The sequence below is a fragment of the Aeromonas sp. R4-2 genome (assembly GCF_040908295.1).
GTDB classification, from domain to species: Bacteria; Pseudomonadota; Gammaproteobacteria; order Enterobacterales; family Aeromonadaceae; genus Aeromonas; species Aeromonas veronii.
Map to the genome: position 1 here is coordinate 195,907 of NZ_JBFODL010000011.1, position 14,392 is coordinate 210,298.

11 protein-coding genes are annotated in these 14,392 nt (G+C 59.3%); 4 read left to right on the forward strand and 7 right to left on the reverse strand.

Annotation, left to right across the window (positions count from 1 at the left end):
- Nucleotides 1–12: 12 nt before the first annotated feature.
- The 4 genes from odhB (at nucleotide 13) to AB5Y99_RS08230 (ending at nucleotide 5,180) form a co-directional block, all read left to right on the forward strand.
- Nucleotides 13–1,203, forward strand: coding sequence for a 2-oxoglutarate dehydrogenase complex dihydrolipoyllysine-residue succinyltransferase (gene odhB, locus AB5Y99_RS08215; RefSeq protein WP_043824260.1), 1,191 nt, complete (start codon nucleotides 13–15; stop codon nucleotides 1,201–1,203).
- 171 nt (nucleotides 1,204–1,374) lie between these two features.
- A complete protein-coding gene (sucC, locus tag AB5Y99_RS08220) occupies nucleotides 1,375–2,541 on the forward strand; it encodes an ADP-forming succinate--CoA ligase subunit beta (protein WP_005361097.1) in 1,167 nt (388 codons plus the stop codon).
- Complete coding sequence (gene sucD, locus AB5Y99_RS08225) at nucleotides 2,541–3,413, forward strand: succinate--CoA ligase subunit alpha (RefSeq protein WP_005333542.1); 873 nt, start codon at nucleotides 2,541–2,543, stop codon at nucleotides 3,411–3,413. The genes sucC and sucD overlap by 1 nt, the downstream gene beginning before the upstream one ends.
- A 276-nt stretch (nucleotides 3,414–3,689) precedes the next feature.
- Nucleotides 3,690–5,180 carry an autotransporter outer membrane beta-barrel domain-containing protein gene (locus AB5Y99_RS08230; RefSeq protein ID WP_368209347.1) on the forward strand — a complete coding sequence of 497 codons (1,491 nt, stop codon included), beginning with the start codon at nucleotides 3,690–3,692 and terminating at the stop codon, nucleotides 5,178–5,180.
- A 335-nt stretch (nucleotides 5,181–5,515) separates the two neighbouring features.
- Here AB5Y99_RS08230 and AB5Y99_RS08235 read toward each other — a convergent pair whose 3' ends face one another.
- The 7 genes from AB5Y99_RS08235 to AB5Y99_RS08265 all read right to left on the reverse strand — a co-directional run bounded on the left by AB5Y99_RS08235 (nucleotide 5,516) and on the right by AB5Y99_RS08265 (nucleotide 14,389).
- Nucleotides 5,516–6,112 (reverse strand): acetate uptake transporter, encoded by a 597-nt coding sequence (locus AB5Y99_RS08235; protein ID WP_206877713.1) that lies wholly within the window; start codon nucleotides 6,110–6,112, stop codon nucleotides 5,516–5,518.
- A gap of 224 nt (nucleotides 6,113–6,336) precedes the next feature.
- Nucleotides 6,337–9,339, reverse strand: coding sequence for a DUF748 domain-containing protein (locus AB5Y99_RS08240; protein WP_368209349.1), 3,003 nt, complete (start codon nucleotides 9,337–9,339; stop codon nucleotides 6,337–6,339).
- A gap of 52 nt (nucleotides 9,340–9,391) precedes the next feature.
- Entirely contained in the window at nucleotides 9,392–10,153 is a 762-nt protein-coding gene (locus tag AB5Y99_RS08245; RefSeq protein ID WP_279490704.1) for an ABC transporter substrate-binding protein, read from the reverse strand.
- A gap of 36 nt (nucleotides 10,154–10,189) precedes the next feature.
- Nucleotides 10,190–10,600 (reverse strand): MerR family DNA-binding transcriptional regulator, encoded by a 411-nt coding sequence (locus AB5Y99_RS08250; RefSeq protein WP_279490705.1) that lies wholly within the window; start codon nucleotides 10,598–10,600, stop codon nucleotides 10,190–10,192.
- Nucleotides 10,601–10,602: 2 nt separating this feature from the next.
- The gene (locus AB5Y99_RS08255; protein ID WP_368209352.1) at nucleotides 10,603–11,571 is read right to left on the reverse strand and encodes a hydroxymethylglutaryl-CoA lyase; all 969 of its coding nucleotides are present in this window, start codon (nucleotides 11,569–11,571) and stop codon (nucleotides 10,603–10,605) included.
- Nucleotides 11,568–13,538 (reverse strand): biotin carboxylase N-terminal domain-containing protein, encoded by a 1,971-nt coding sequence (locus AB5Y99_RS08260; protein ID WP_368209354.1) that lies wholly within the window; start codon nucleotides 13,536–13,538, stop codon nucleotides 11,568–11,570. Before AB5Y99_RS08260 ends, AB5Y99_RS08255 begins: the two co-directional genes overlap by 4 nt.
- Nucleotides 13,535–14,389: an enoyl-CoA hydratase-related protein gene (locus tag AB5Y99_RS08265; RefSeq protein ID WP_236316744.1), complete on the reverse strand. Its 855-nt coding sequence runs from the start codon at nucleotides 14,387–14,389 to the stop codon at nucleotides 13,535–13,537. The genes AB5Y99_RS08260 and AB5Y99_RS08265 overlap by 4 nt, the downstream gene beginning before the upstream one ends.
- Nucleotides 14,390–14,392 lie beyond the last annotated feature (3 nt).

A 14,392-nucleotide genomic window follows, 5' to 3' on the forward strand; every position in this document is an offset into this window, starting at 1 on the left:
GGAACTGATTGGATGACTATCGAAATCAAGGTACCGGATCTGCCGGAATCAGTGGCCGATGCCACTATCGCCACCTGGCACAAAAAACCGGGCGATCTGGTCGCCCGTGACGAAGTGCTGGTCGACATCGAGACCGACAAGGTGGTGCTGGAAGTGCCGGCACCGCAAGCCGGCGTGCTGGGGGATATTCTGCAAGGGGAAGGGGCGACCGTGTTGTCCCGTCAACTGATTGCCATCCTCACCGCCGCCCCGGTGGCCGGTGAAGAGACCAAAGAGAAACCCGCTGAAGCGGTTGCCGATGATGGTGCCGATGGCTTGAGCCCCTCGGTGCGCCGCCTGATTGGCGAGCACGATATCGACGTGACCAAGCTGACCGGTACCGGCAAGGGTGGTCGCATCACCAAGGATGATGTGGAAGCCTTCATCAAGGCCAAGAGCCAGCCTGCGGCAGCCGCACCGGTCGCCGCTGCCGCTCCGGCAGCCAAGGTTACTCCGCTGGGTGGTCGCACCGACAAGCGGGTACCGATGACCCGTCTGCGCAAGCGCATTGCCGAGCGTCTGCTGGAAGCGAAAAACACCACCGCCATGCTGACCACCTTCAACGAGGTCAACATGAAGCCCATCATGGATCTGCGCAAGCAGTACGGCGAGATCTTCGAGAAGAAGCACGGCATCAAGCTCGGCTTTATGTCCTTCTACGTGAAAGCGGTGGTGGAGTCCCTCAAGCGCTATCCGGAAGTAAACGCGGCGCTCGATGGCGATGACGTGGTTTACCACAACTACTTCGACGTCAGCATCGCCGTCTCGACCCCCCGTGGTCTGGTGACGCCGGTGCTGCGCGACTGCGACAACATGAGCCTGGCGGACATCGAGAAGGCCATCAAGGATCTGGCGGGCAAGGGCCGTGACGGCAAGCTGACAGTGGATGAACTGACTGGCGGCAACTTCACCATCACCAACGGTGGCGTGTTCGGCTCCCTGATGTCCACCCCGATCATCAACCCGCCCCAGAGCGCCATTCTGGGCATGCACAAGATCCAGGATCGCCCGATGGCCGTTGACGGCAAGGTCGAGATCCTGCCGATGATGTATCTGGCGCTCTCCTACGATCACCGTCTCATCGACGGACGCGAATCGGTAGGCTTCCTGGTCTCCGTCAAGGAGCTGCTGGAAGACCCGACCCGTCTGTTGCTGGACGTCTAAGCCTGTGGCACCCGGGCAAGGGGTTTGCGCCCCGAGCCGAATGTGCTGCTGGACGTTTGAGTAATACCCGAGCGATTGAAAGATAACGAGGGGCCGCCCAGGCCCCCATTCACAGGGGATTGAGAAACACCAGCCCCGGACGGAAATACCTACAACACGGATAGAGCATCTATGAATCTGCATGAATATCAGGCAAAACAGCTGTTTGCCGAGTATGGCCTGCCGGTCTCCGAAGGTTATGCCTGTGCTACCCCACAAGAAGCGGCCGAAGCGGCCGACAAGATTGGCGGCAATACCTGGGTCGTCAAATGCCAGGTACACGCCGGTGGCCGCGGTAAAGCGGGCGGCGTGAAAGTGGCCAAGAGCAAGGATGAGATCCGTGCTTTTGCCCAAAACTGGCTTGGCAAAAATCTGGTGACCTACCAGACCGACGCCAACGGCCAGCCGGTCACCAAGATCCTGGTGGAATCTTGCACCGACATCGCCAAAGAGCTCTACCTGGGCGCCGTGGTTGACCGTGGTTCGCGCCGCGTGGTCTTCATGGCCTCGACTGAAGGTGGCGTGGATATCGAGAAGATCGCCCACGAAACCCCTCATCTGATCCACAAGGCGGCCATCGATCCGTTGGTGGGTCCGCAGGCTTATCAGGCCCGCGAACTGGCCTTCAAACTGGGTCTGGTCGGCGATCAGATCAAACAGTTCACCAAGATCTTCATGGGTCTGGGCCAGATGTTCCTGGATTGCGATTTCGCGCTGCTGGAGATCAACCCGCTGGTGATCACCGCGCAGGGCAACCTGCACTGCCTGGATGGCAAGATCAACATCGACGCCAACGCCCTGTATCGTCAGCCCAAGCTGCGCGAGATGCACGACCCGTCACAAGATGACCCCCGCGAAGCGCACGCCGCCCAGTGGGAGCTCAACTATGTGGCCCTCGATGGCAACATCGGCTGCATGGTCAACGGCGCGGGTCTGGCCATGGGCACCATGGACATCGTCAACCTGCACGGCGGCAAGCCGGCCAACTTCCTTGACGTCGGCGGCGGCGCCACCAAGGAACGCGTAACCGAGGCGTTCAAGATCATCCTCTCCGACAGCAACGTCAAAGCGGTGCTGGTCAACATCTTCGGCGGCATAGTGCGCTGCGACATGATCGCGGAAGGCATTATCGGTGCGGTCAAGGAAGTGGGGGTCAAGGTGCCCGTCGTGGTCCGTCTGGAAGGCAACAACGCCGAGCTGGGTGGTATCAAGCTGGCCGAGAGCGGCCTCAACATCATTGCGGCCAAGAGTCTGACCGATGCCGCGCAGCAAGTCGTCAAAGCAGCGGAGGCCAACTGATGAGCGTACTGATCAACAAGGACACCCGAGTCATCTGCCAGGGCTTTACCGGCGGTCAGGGTACTTTCCACTCCGAGCAGGCGCTCTCCTACGGCACCCAGCTGGTGGGCGGCGTCTCTCCGGGTAAGGGCGGCACCACCCATCTGGGCCTGCCGGTGTTCAACACCGTCCGTGACGCGGTCGAAGCGACCGGTGCCACCGCCTCCGTCATCTATGTGCCGGCGCCGTTCTGCAAGGATGCCATTCTGGAAGCGATCGATGCGGGCATCAAGCTGATTGTCACCATCACCGAAGGCATCCCGACGCTGGATATGCTGGACGTCAAAGTGAAGCTGCAAGAGACCGGCGTGCGGATGATCGGCCCCAACTGCCCGGGCGTGATCACTCCGGGTGAATGCAAGATCGGCATCATGCCGGGCCACATTCACAAGCCGGGCAAGGTGGGCATAGTCTCCCGCTCCGGCACCCTGACCTACGAAGCGGTCAAGCAGACCACTGACGAGGGCTTTGGCCAGTCCACCTGCGTCGGTATCGGTGGCGACCCCATCCCAGGCTCCAACTTTATCGACATTCTGGAGATGTTCCAGAACGACCCGCAGACCGAAGCGATCGTGATGATCGGCGAGATCGGCGGCAACGCCGAGGAAGACGCTGCCGCCTATATCAAGGCCCACGTCACCAAGCCGGTGGTCTCCTATATCGCCGGTGTTACTGCCCCTCCCGGCAAGCGGATGGGCCACGCTGGCGCCATCATCTCCGGTGGCAAGGGTACCGCCGCCGAGAAGTTTGCCGCGCTGGAAGATGCTGGCGTGAAAACCGTCCGCTCCCTGGCCGATATCGGCAAGGCATTGCGCGAAGTAACCGGCTGGTAATTCTGCTTAGCCCGTTATCTCTAATAAAAAGCCGCCCGATGGGCGGCTTTTTTTATGGGTTTTAAAGTGGTTTGATTTAATCAATCATCGCGATTCAGGCGCTAAACGAATTTTATTACAGGAGACCAGAAACAGTGTGGATACTAAAATAGTCTGCGATTTGAACTTGTCAGGTTGATTCGTTCCTTTACCCATTGCATCGAGTGACCTGTTTGTGGGTAAGGCTAAAAGTCATGCAAGGATGTCAGTGAGATAACCTAGTGTCAGGGGGACATAATGATTTCACGTATTGTGGGAATTGGCTGCCTTACCAGTATCTGCTTGCCAACAGCATGGGCGGCGGATTGCCCGAACAGGCAACCGGGGCAGCATCTAGAGTTTCTTGGGCGTTCGGCTGACAATTCGGTATCACTATGGCTTTCAAGTCCAGGTTCCGGGGGGAATTTTCGCCTCTCTGCTCCCGGGGTATCTGAAATCGATAGTTGGAATGCAAACCGCGCGTCGTTGCACTTGAGTGTCTCACCTGTAGTACTTGATGACCTTAACGGGACTCACAAACTGGATCTCCTCAATGCAGATGGTTCTTTCAACTGCTTCCTCGATTCGAGAAACCAGAACAATCCGGTATTTCCAAATATTCCCCCGATCGATGGGGGAGACAGTAACGGTGGCACTGGTGGAGGAACCGGAGGTGGTGGCGGCAGCAATGGAGGAAGTGGTGGCGGAACCGGAGGTGGGGATGGCGGCAATGGTGGAACTGGTGGCGGAACCGGCGGGGGGGATGGCAGCAATGGTGGTAGTGGTGGTGGCACCGGTGGTGGGAGTGACCCGATCCGCAATATTGTGACCAGTATCAGTGCAGATGCCTTGATAGGCTATTTGAGCGGCTCTCTCAGTATTTCAGATCGTGTCGTTGTCGGGCTTGACCAATTTGAAGATATTGCCAGTCAAAAAGGGTTGTGGCAGGTATGGACTGATATACGCCATACCGGAGTCTCCGATGATCGTAACGAGATAGACACATCCGGACATGCCAACAGCTTTTTGATCGGTATACACAGAGCCCTTGGTAAAGACGGGCTGGGCGGTATTGCATTTGCCAATAGCAAAACCTCTCTTGGCACGTTTGGCAGTTCGGTACGAAATGAGGGGGACAGTTTCTTTGTTGGGCCATATGGCGGCTATAGGTTAGATACGCACTGGCTGCTGGATGGCTGGGCTGCATGGGGACGAACTGATAACGATACCGAACTCGATGTACTTAAAGGGAGTTTCAAGACAACGACCGGGTTGATCTCAGCCAACCTGACCGGTGGCTACGACGTTGGTGAATATCTGCTGCGGCCCAAGCTTGCCCTCTTTTACAGTCACAATAAATCCGATGCGTTTGATTACACAGGCTCATTGCCTTATGCAAACCAGATTTATAACGTGACATTGCGGGTTAATGAAAACTCTTTTGAATATGCCACCAGTGAAGCATCAGGGGATATCAATCGTATTTTCACCACAACCGATGGTGTTCAAATTATACCGGCCCTGCGTCTTGGGGTTCGTTATGATATTGAGCGTCCCAATGATGGTCAGATCCTGAATGAAAATCTAACAATGGAAAGTACGACCCCGTGGAGTGGATCTGCACGGATTGCACTGGCGGTAGCCCCTCAGCGTCATCAGCGTTTTGAAGTTATCACCGGTTATTACAGTATCGGGCGTCAGGACCTTGACCTCTGGGATATTAGATTTAACGCCGCTGTGAATTTTTAACTTACATAGGGAGATAAAAGTACCGATAACTTGGTCGGCACTTTGATTTAAATTACATGTATGGAGATGGTATTCACCTGACAGTTGCCAACAAAAGGGAGTGGTCATACGGCTTCATACCGAATAACAAACTGTATCCCTTGTGGTGGCCCGTGAGAGCCTTATTTAGTTGATGGATATATCCACAAATGGGGGTGTCAGGAGTGCCGAATAGCTAGAGACGGATATCCGGATGTAGGGCTGAAAAGGGAGATGTGTGCGCAGGAACGTCAGCTTTGCGAGATAGAAAAAAGGCACCCAAGGGTGCCTTTTTCACAATCTGAGTGGCTTGCCTATCAGGCAGCGGTTTTCAGCTGTACTGCGGCGGCTTTCTTGTGATCGCCGATCGGCATCACGGTGCGGCCGAACTGCTCGTTGATCACGGTGGCCATGGCCAGGTAGATAGCGCTGGCGCCACAGATGATGCCTTCGAAACCGGCGATGGTGCCGATCAGGGTGCTGCCGGTGAAGTCACGGGCGGCCAGCAGGAAGAACAGCACGGTCAGGGAGGCGAACACGAACTGCTTGGCGCGCGGGTAGTTGATGGTGCCAACCAGCATGAACAGGGTGAACATGCCCCACATCAGCAGATACCAACCCATGTAGGCGTGCGGAGTGGCTTCGGCCAGACCCATGGTCGGCATGATCAGCAGGAACACCAGGCTTAGCCAGAACAGGCCGTAGGAGGTGAATGCGGTCACACCGAAGGTGTTGCCACGCTTGTACTCCATGATGCCAGCGATGATCTGGGCGATGCCGCCGTAGCACAGGCCCATGGCCAGGATCATGGCGCTGATGGGGAAGAAACCTGCGTTATGGATGTTCAGCAGGATGGTGGTCATACCGAAACCCATCAGACCCAGAGGGGCAGGGTTGGCCAATTTTTCGCTCACGTGGCGTTCTCCAAAAATAGAGGTGGGGGTTAACAAAAGACGCGCGATTTTAGGCAGGCTGTGGCGCGCCCGCAAGGGGGCAAGGGGGATAAATCGTAAAAAAACTACGTGATTATTTGCATCAGAGGCCAAATGCTCACCAGGACAGGCTGTTTGGTGAGCAAAAGGTGTCAAAATAGTTGAGGGGTTGTATTTTTATTACGCTTTTGTGCAGTGCGGCGGCCTTACTGATCCAGTGTCAGGATCACTTTGGCTTCCTTGTCCTCTTCCTTGACCTGGCTGTCGAGCACGAACAGCCGCTCCGGGGCGATCCCCTGGCTGTCGACCAGAAACTCCTTGGTATTTTGCGCCCGGCGCATGGCGAGATTGCGCAGGGATTTGGCGGTGATGAGCTGCTGATCCCGCAGCAGGATCACCGCCTGGGCCCGCAGTGCCGCGCTCTCTTCATCCAGATGGAGCCGAGCGGCCAGGTCATCCAGATCTTCGCCAAAGCGCTCTTCATAGGCCCGGGCCAGCGCCTCTTGCAGGGCTGAGTCCTGTTCCAGCAGGTCGAGATCCGCCTGATTGCCGGTGAGCTTGGCCAGTACCCGCTCCAGTTTTTGCCGTTGCAGGATGGGGCGCTCCTCGTTGAAGTTGACCTTGCCGCGAATGTTCATGCTGAGCTTGGGTCTATCCTTGAGGGCCTGCGCCAGCTTGACCAGTTTCTCCTGCTGGGTGGGGGGGAGATCGGGATCCCCCGGCAGGAAGGGGAGCTCGTCGAGATCTTCGGTGCCATCGGCCAGCGAGGCGAGCAGGGAGAAGGGGGAGGTAATCGCCTTGCTCAGTGTGTTGCCCAGCACATCCCAGAAGATATTGCCGATGCTGAAGTCCGGTTGATCGAGATCCCCCTTCACCTTGAGGTTCATCTGTATCACCCCGTTGGCATCGCTCAGCAGGGCGATGGCCAGCCCCAGCGGTAGATCCTTGGCCTGATCGCTCTTGATCTTCTCGCCCAATTGCAGCTTCTTGATGGTGATGTCGTTATCCCCCTCCAGCCGATTGCCCTCCAGCTTGTAGTGCAGCTTCATGGAGAGCTGCCCCTTGTCGATGGCATAACCGGCATAGGTGCCCGAGTAGGGGGTGAAGGTGGTGAGCTCCAGATTGTGGAAAGCGACCGCGATGTCGAGGATTGGGTTGGCCACCAGCAGGTTGGTACCGCCGCGAATGGTCACCGGCGCATAGCGATCCACCTTGCCGTTGAAGGCGAGATCGGAGCGTTGCCCCGGAATATTGCTGATATGGCGACTCTGGCCGCCCAGCGAGGCGATATCGGCCACAAAATCCTGACTCAGGCTGCGGTCGGCAAAGCGTAGGTTGCCCTGCTCTGTGCGCAGCTGGTCAATGGTGAAACGAAAGTCGGGAGTCTTGCTGCCTGCCGCCGCTTGAGTACTTTTGGTTGCCGCCGGTTGCGGCAACAGCAGCTGTTGCAGGTTGGTGGTGCCATCTTCGTTGATCTCGATGCGGGCGAAGGGCTTGTTCAGGGCAATGTCCTTGATCCGCATCTGCTGGCTGATGCCGTCGTACGTCAGACCGGTGAGAGCCAGGGTGTTGAACTCCAGCAGCCGCTGATTGTCTGCCCGATCGACTACTTTGAGCCCGTTGACATCGAGCCCCCCTTGCAGGGTCAGCTTGCTCAGATCTCCCTGGGCGGTGGTGGCGAGATCAAGGCGGGTCTTGCTGCTCAGCAGCCCGTTCTGCACCTTGATGCGTACCAGATCGGCCAGATAGGGCTGTGCCAGTGTCAGGGGCAGCCCCTGCTGGTTGATGTCGCCGCTTAAGGTGAAAGGAGTCAGGGTCAGTTGGCCATCAAAGGCCAGGGGGCTGCTCTGGTTGAACTGGGTGGCCAGAGTCAGTTTGCTCGGTTGCTCCCCCTTGCTGCCCAGTGGCCCCAGCGCCAGCTTGAGGCCGGAGAACTGGCGTGCCTGCGGTTTGCCGCTGCTCGATTCGGTGAGGGTGAGATCGCCCTTGTCGATAAGGATCTGCTTGATCTGCCACTGCCAGGGTTTGTCTGGCGTATGTTTCTTGCCGTTACCGGCTGTCTTTGCTTGTTGTGCCGACTTGGGCGCCGCATTGTTGGCCACCTCGTTTGCGGCGTGGGCCCCTTTGGCGGGTTTGGCGGGGGCCTGTTCAATCAGCAAGTCAGCCAGATCCAGCTCCTGCTGTGGGTTGAGGGTGGCCTTGAGCAGGGGTTGTTGCAGAGTGACCTTGCCGATCTGGAGCGACTGTTTCTGGCCATCGACAGCCAATTCGCTCAGGGCCAGCTGGCCGAAGCGGGCAAATTCGTCGCCCTTGTGTTTTTTAAGCTGCCAGTTGTCCAGCGTCAGCTTGCCTTTGGACAATTGCCACAGTACCCCTTGCTTGCCCTCTTTAAGCTGGTACTCCACCTCTGTATTGGCGTGGCCCTTGGCCAGATCCAGCTTGAGATAGGGTGCCCAGAGCGGGGCGAAGGGTTTCAGCTCGACTTGCTTGAGGCTCACCTTACCCTGACCCATGCCGCTCATCACATCGAGTTTGCCGTGAGCGGCGAGGCTGCTTTTGCCGTTGATGGCGGCGCTCAGCTGATAGGCGGTCGGATGGTTTGCCTCGGTACGCAGGTTATCGAGCTTGAGGGTCACTTTCTCCAGACTGAGGGGCGGCAACCAGCCGGGTTCGCTCTCCTTGCGTTGATCCTGATAGCGCACATGCCCGTCAGTGACATTGACGCTGGCAATATCGACCAGCAGCGGGGCGCTGGCTGTTTCGGGCTCGGGGGAGGGCGCAGGGGCGAGCAGGGTCGCCAGCGCATCGGTCAGATTGAGTCGAACCTCCCCTTTTTTGTCTGTCAGCCGTTGCAGCTGCACCACGGGGTTGGTCAGGGTGACGGCGGAAAGCACGACCCCTTTCTGCTGCCAGCTGGCTTGCAGGTTTGGGGTGATAAAGAGCTGCTCAAAACGGATGATAGGCTGCTGTTTGGCATCGAGCAGGGCAGTCGCGCCGAGGGTGAGAGAAGGGTTGCGCAGCCCTACGTCAATCTCACCCAGCGTCAGTTGCAGGCCGTAGTGCTCGGCCAGCCAGCCGGGCAGATAGCGCTGGACCAGACGGGGGGTTTGCCACAGCAGCAGGGTGATCAGGATAAGAAGCAGCAGGAAAGCGTAGGCAAGGTAGCGCAGCAAGCGGAGCTTGGGGGACGCGGGCTCGGTGGTGTTCATTTGGTGCACTCCCATTTGGTTCCCGCCATGGTACAGAAAAGCTGGATAGTAATCATGGGGTTGCGTGCTGTTGTACGCCGTACTTTGTCCAAAGGCGATTCAGTTCCCCCTTTTGTTGCAGCGCTGCCAGCCACTGTTCCAGCTGGGCAGGGGTAATGGGGGCCTCAGGGTGAAGGATGGCGCGGTGTTGATATCGTTGATCCCATTTCTGCGAGATCAGCAACTGGTCGGCGGTGTCGGGATTGGCCTGCAGATACTGGTTAAGGTAGGAAACGTTGAGAATGGCTACCTCGCCACGCCCTTTGAGTAGCGCTTGCAAGGCACTGACGTTGTCCTTGACCAGGGTGATATTGAGCTTGCGCTGCAGGTAGAGAGGATCGGCATTGAACTGGCCAACGCCGTAGTGGTAGCCGGTCACCCCGATAAGATGATGCCGAGAGGGGTCATCGAAAAAGCGCTGATCCCGACCCGTTTTGTTCAGGGCCACATAGACCTCGCCACCACCGAGGAAGGGTGCTGTCATCTTGAATTTATCTGTGTCCCAGCCCCACTTGGTGTCTTCAAACAGCATCAGCGAGAAACGGCCCAGATCGAGCGCCTTGTAACGGTTGGCGGCCGAGGTGGGAACAAACACGAATCTTACCTCTTGCTGGATCTCGTTTAGCTTGGCGATGAGGTCCAGCGTCAGCCCTTCATAGCTGGAATCGGGGAGTTTGACCACAAAGGGGGCATAGGGGTATCCACCAACCTTGATGAGGGGATGGCTCCAGCCAGAGAGGCTGAACAAGAGCAAAAACCAGCACCAATATCTCATGGGATCCCCAGGGCAATAGCTTGCTCCCAGATTCGGTTAATCTGCGCCAGTTTTCAAGCTGTTAAGGGAATTAACACAGCGCTGTTCGGCGGCCTCCAGTTCGGCCATCACCATCTGGATATCCTCCAGTTGCTGGTGCAGGGCGCCGCGTTTTGCCTCGATCAGCTGGATCATGGAGTGGAGCTGGGTTTTGCTCGATTTGTCGGTGTCGTACATATCGAACAGCTCGCGGATCTCGGCCAGGCTAAACCCCAGCCGTTTGCCGCGCAGGGTCAACTTGAGCCGGATCTTGTCCCGATGGCTGTAGATGCGGGTTTGCCCCTCCCGCTGGGGAGTGAGCAGCCCCTCATCCTCGTAGTAGCGGATGGTGCGCGGCGTGACATCGAACTCGTGGGCCAGCTCCGAAATGCTGTAGGTGATCTCCTTGCCGGGCAGGGAACGGGACATGGTCATGACTCCTGTTGCTGGGCGTGTGGCTGGCAGAGGCGGGCACGCAGCCGCTCGGCATTGGCGTGCAAGGCCTGACCGACCCGCGAGCCGTTGGGGCGAGCGAGCTGCTCGCTCACCCACTGGCCGGTGGCCGCCAGTTTGTCGAGATCCACCCCGGTCGTCATGCCAAGGCCGTGCAGCAGGTAGACCACCTCTTCTGACGCCACATTGCCGGAGGCGCCCGGCGCATAGGGGCAGCCGCCAAGCCCCGCCACCGAGCAGTCGATGGTGCGAATGCCGCGCTCCAGCGCGGGTAGCAGGTTGGCCAACCCCTGGCCGTAGGTGTCGTGAAAATGGATCGCGAGTCGACCCGCCGGGATCTCGTGCAGCACCGCATCCAGCATGGGGGTCACGGTGCCCGGAGTGCCAACGCCTATGGTGTCCCCCAGCGAAATTTCGTGGCAGCCAAGATCCAGCAGTTGCTCGGCCATGGCGGCGACCCGTTTCGGGCGGGTCGGGCCATCAAACGGGCAGGCGATGACGGTGGAGAGGTAGCCACGCACCTTGATGCCGAGGCGGCGCGCCTCCTGAACCAGCGGGGCGAAGCGCACCAGCGACTCCTCCACGCTGATGCCGATATTGGCGCGGGTAAAACCGTCGGAGCAGGCGGTGAAGAGGCCAATCTCATCGGCGCGGGCGGCAATGGCTGCCTGCAAGCCTTGCAGATTGGGCACCAGAGCGCCGTAACGGGTTGAGCCCTTGCGCGGCAGTGCCTCGAACAGCGCTGCGGAGTCCGCCATCTGCGGCACTTTTTTGGCAGAGACAAAGGCACCCACCTCGATGCGTTGCAGGCCGCTGTCGGTAAGGCGCTGGATCAGCTCCAGCCGCTGTACCAGGGAGATGCGCGCAGCTTCATTTTGCAGGCCATCTCGCGGCCCCATCTCCACCAGACTGACCCTGTCGTCACGGACGTCCTGTGATCGGTTCATGGGTGATCCTCCTGTGTGGCAATCTCTTCAGCAAAGCGCACCAGCACGGTTCCCTGGCTTACCTGCTCGCCCTGTTTGCAATGCAGCGCCTCAATTACCCCGTCCCGCTCTGCACGCAACTGGTGTTCCATCTTCATCGCCTCCAGCACCAGCAGGGGTTGCCCCTTGCTGACCGTTTGCCCCTGCTCGACCAGCACGGCTACCACTATGCCGTGCATGGGGGCGATGGCGCCCTGCGCCTTCTCGTTTGCCTGCTCATGGTGGTGGCTGTGCTGCCGATCATCGGCCGCGAAGCGGATGCGCTGGCCCCCCAGGGTCATGATGAAGGTTGCCTCCGAGCCTGCGACCGTCTGAATGGGGATCTGTTGCCAGCAGCCACCCTGCTGCAGCCGGATATTATCGTCACCTCTCTGGTAGCAATGAGTCTCCCCTTGCCACTCAAACTGGCCGCCATGATCGTTAAGGGTCAATACCCGGTGCTCATCACCGATGCGCACCGCCGCTGTCCAGCAGCGATCCGGCCCCAGCCGAAATCCGCAGGCTTGCTGCCAGGGGGAGGTGCCCGCAGGGCGGCTCGCCAGCCAGAGGGCGGCCAGCGGCCAGGCGAGCTCAGGAATGGACCGTGCTGTGGTGGGTATGGGCCACTGGGTATGGTGGCCCATGGCCAGGACGTCGGGCTCTTCACACAGGCGCAGCAAGAGCGCGCCGTTGTGCACCAGCGGCCCGAGATCCAGTGCCGCCAGCGCATCGGCCAGTTTGGCGAACGCCTCGGTGCGACTCTGGCCGTGGGCGATCAGCTTGGCGATCATGGGATCGTAATAGGGGCTCACCTCATCGCCAGCGGTGACGCCGGTGTCGATGCGCACGCCAACGGGCCAGTGGAGCCAGTGGATGGGCCCGCTGGCAGGCAGAAAACCGGCTGCTACATCCTCGGCGTAGAGGCGCGCCTCCACCGCATGGCCGCGCAGCACAACTTCCTCCTGAGTGAGTGGCAGCGGCTTGCCTTCGGCCACGGCCAGCTGCCAGGCCACCAGATCCTGCCCGGTCACCGCTTCGGTGACCGGATGCTCCACCTGCAGCCGGGTGTTCATCTCCATAAAGAAGAACTCATCCTTGCAGAGCAGGAACTCGATGGTACCCGCCCCCTGATAATGGATGGCTTTGGCTGCGGCCACGGCTGCCTCCCCCATGGCGCGGCGCAGAGCCGGAGGGATGTCGGGGGCGGGTGCCTCTTCGATCACTTTCTGATGGCGTCGCTGCAAGGAGCAGTCCCTGTCCCCCAGATAGATGGCGTTGCCGAGGCTATCGGCAAAGACCTGTACTTCCACATGGCGAGCTTGGGGCAGATAGCGCTCCAGCAGTACCAGATCGTCACCAAAGGCAGCCTTGGCTTCCCGTTTGACTGCCGCCAGCGACTCGTCAAAGTCGGCCAGCTGATCGACCCGGCGCATCCCCTTGCCACCGCCGCCACTGGCCGCTTTGATAAGCAGCGGGAAGCCAATCAGGCTCGCTTGATCGCGCAAGAAGTCCGGTCGTTGATCCGTGCCGTGATAGCCGGGCAACACAGGTACGCCGGCAGCCTGCATCAGCGCCTTGGCCCCCGATTTGTCGCCCATGGCGAGAATGGCGTCGCCGCTTGGGCCGACAAAGCGCAGGCCGCGCTGTTCGCAGGCGGTGGCAAAATCGCTGTTTTCCGACAGAAAACCGTAACCGGGATGGATTGCATCGGCGTGCGTCTCTTTGGCAATCTTCAGCACCTTGCCGGTATCGAGATAGCTCTCTCTTGCCGGTGCGGGCCCCAGATGCCAGGCCTCATCGGCCAGACGGGTGTGCATGGCGTGGGCGTCGGCATCAGAGTAGAGGGCGATGGTGTGAATGCCGAGGCGTTTCGCCGTCTTGATGATGCGCACGGCGATTTCGCCGCGATTGGCAATCAGCAGGCGTTTAATCTGAGTGTGATGGGTCATGTCTCATCCTTGAAACGAGGACGCCAGGCGGGAGGGCGTTTGTCAAAGAAGGCCTGCATCCCCTCCTGGGCTTCGAGTCCCACCCGAACCCGGGCAATGGTCTCGACGGTTTTCTCTTCGTGCAGGCGGGAAGGATGGGCCTCTATGGCCGCCAGCAGTCGTTTGGTCTCTTTCATCGCTTCCGGCCCGTTGCGGCACAGACGAAGGGCCTGCGCCCGTCCCTCCGCCAGCAGTTGATCCGGCTTGCAGAGTTGATGTGCCACATTGAGCCGACAGGCGGTAATGGCATCGAACGGCTCGGCACTGAGCATGTAGCGGCGCGCCTGACGCATTCCCATGGCGCGTACCACGTAAGGGCTGATCACCGCAGGCACCAGACCCAGGCTCACCTCTGAGAGGCAGAAGCGGGCATCATCGCTGGCCAGCACCAGATCGCAAGCGCAGATGAGCCCCAGCGCCCCGCCATAAGCGGCCCCTTGCACCAGCGCTACCGTGGGGAAGGGGAGCTCGTCGAGGGTCTGCATCAGCCGCGCCAGTACCCGGGCATCTTCGCGATTGTGCTCGAAATCGGCGTGGGCCAGATTGCGCATCCAGTTGAGATCGGCACCCGCGCAAAAATGTTTGCCCTCGGCCCGCAGCAGCAGGGTGTGAGGACGTTCGGCAAGTGAGTGACCATGGAGATGGGCCAGATCATCGAGGCAGTCGAGCAGCCCCAGCATCAGGTCGGCATCAAAGGCGTTGTGGCGGGCCGGACGCGACAGCACCAGCTCGGCCAGCGGGCCATGCCGCTCCAGCCGAAACGGGCCCTGTGTTGAAGAGCCAAGTGCTGAGGAAGTAAGTGGATCTGACATGGG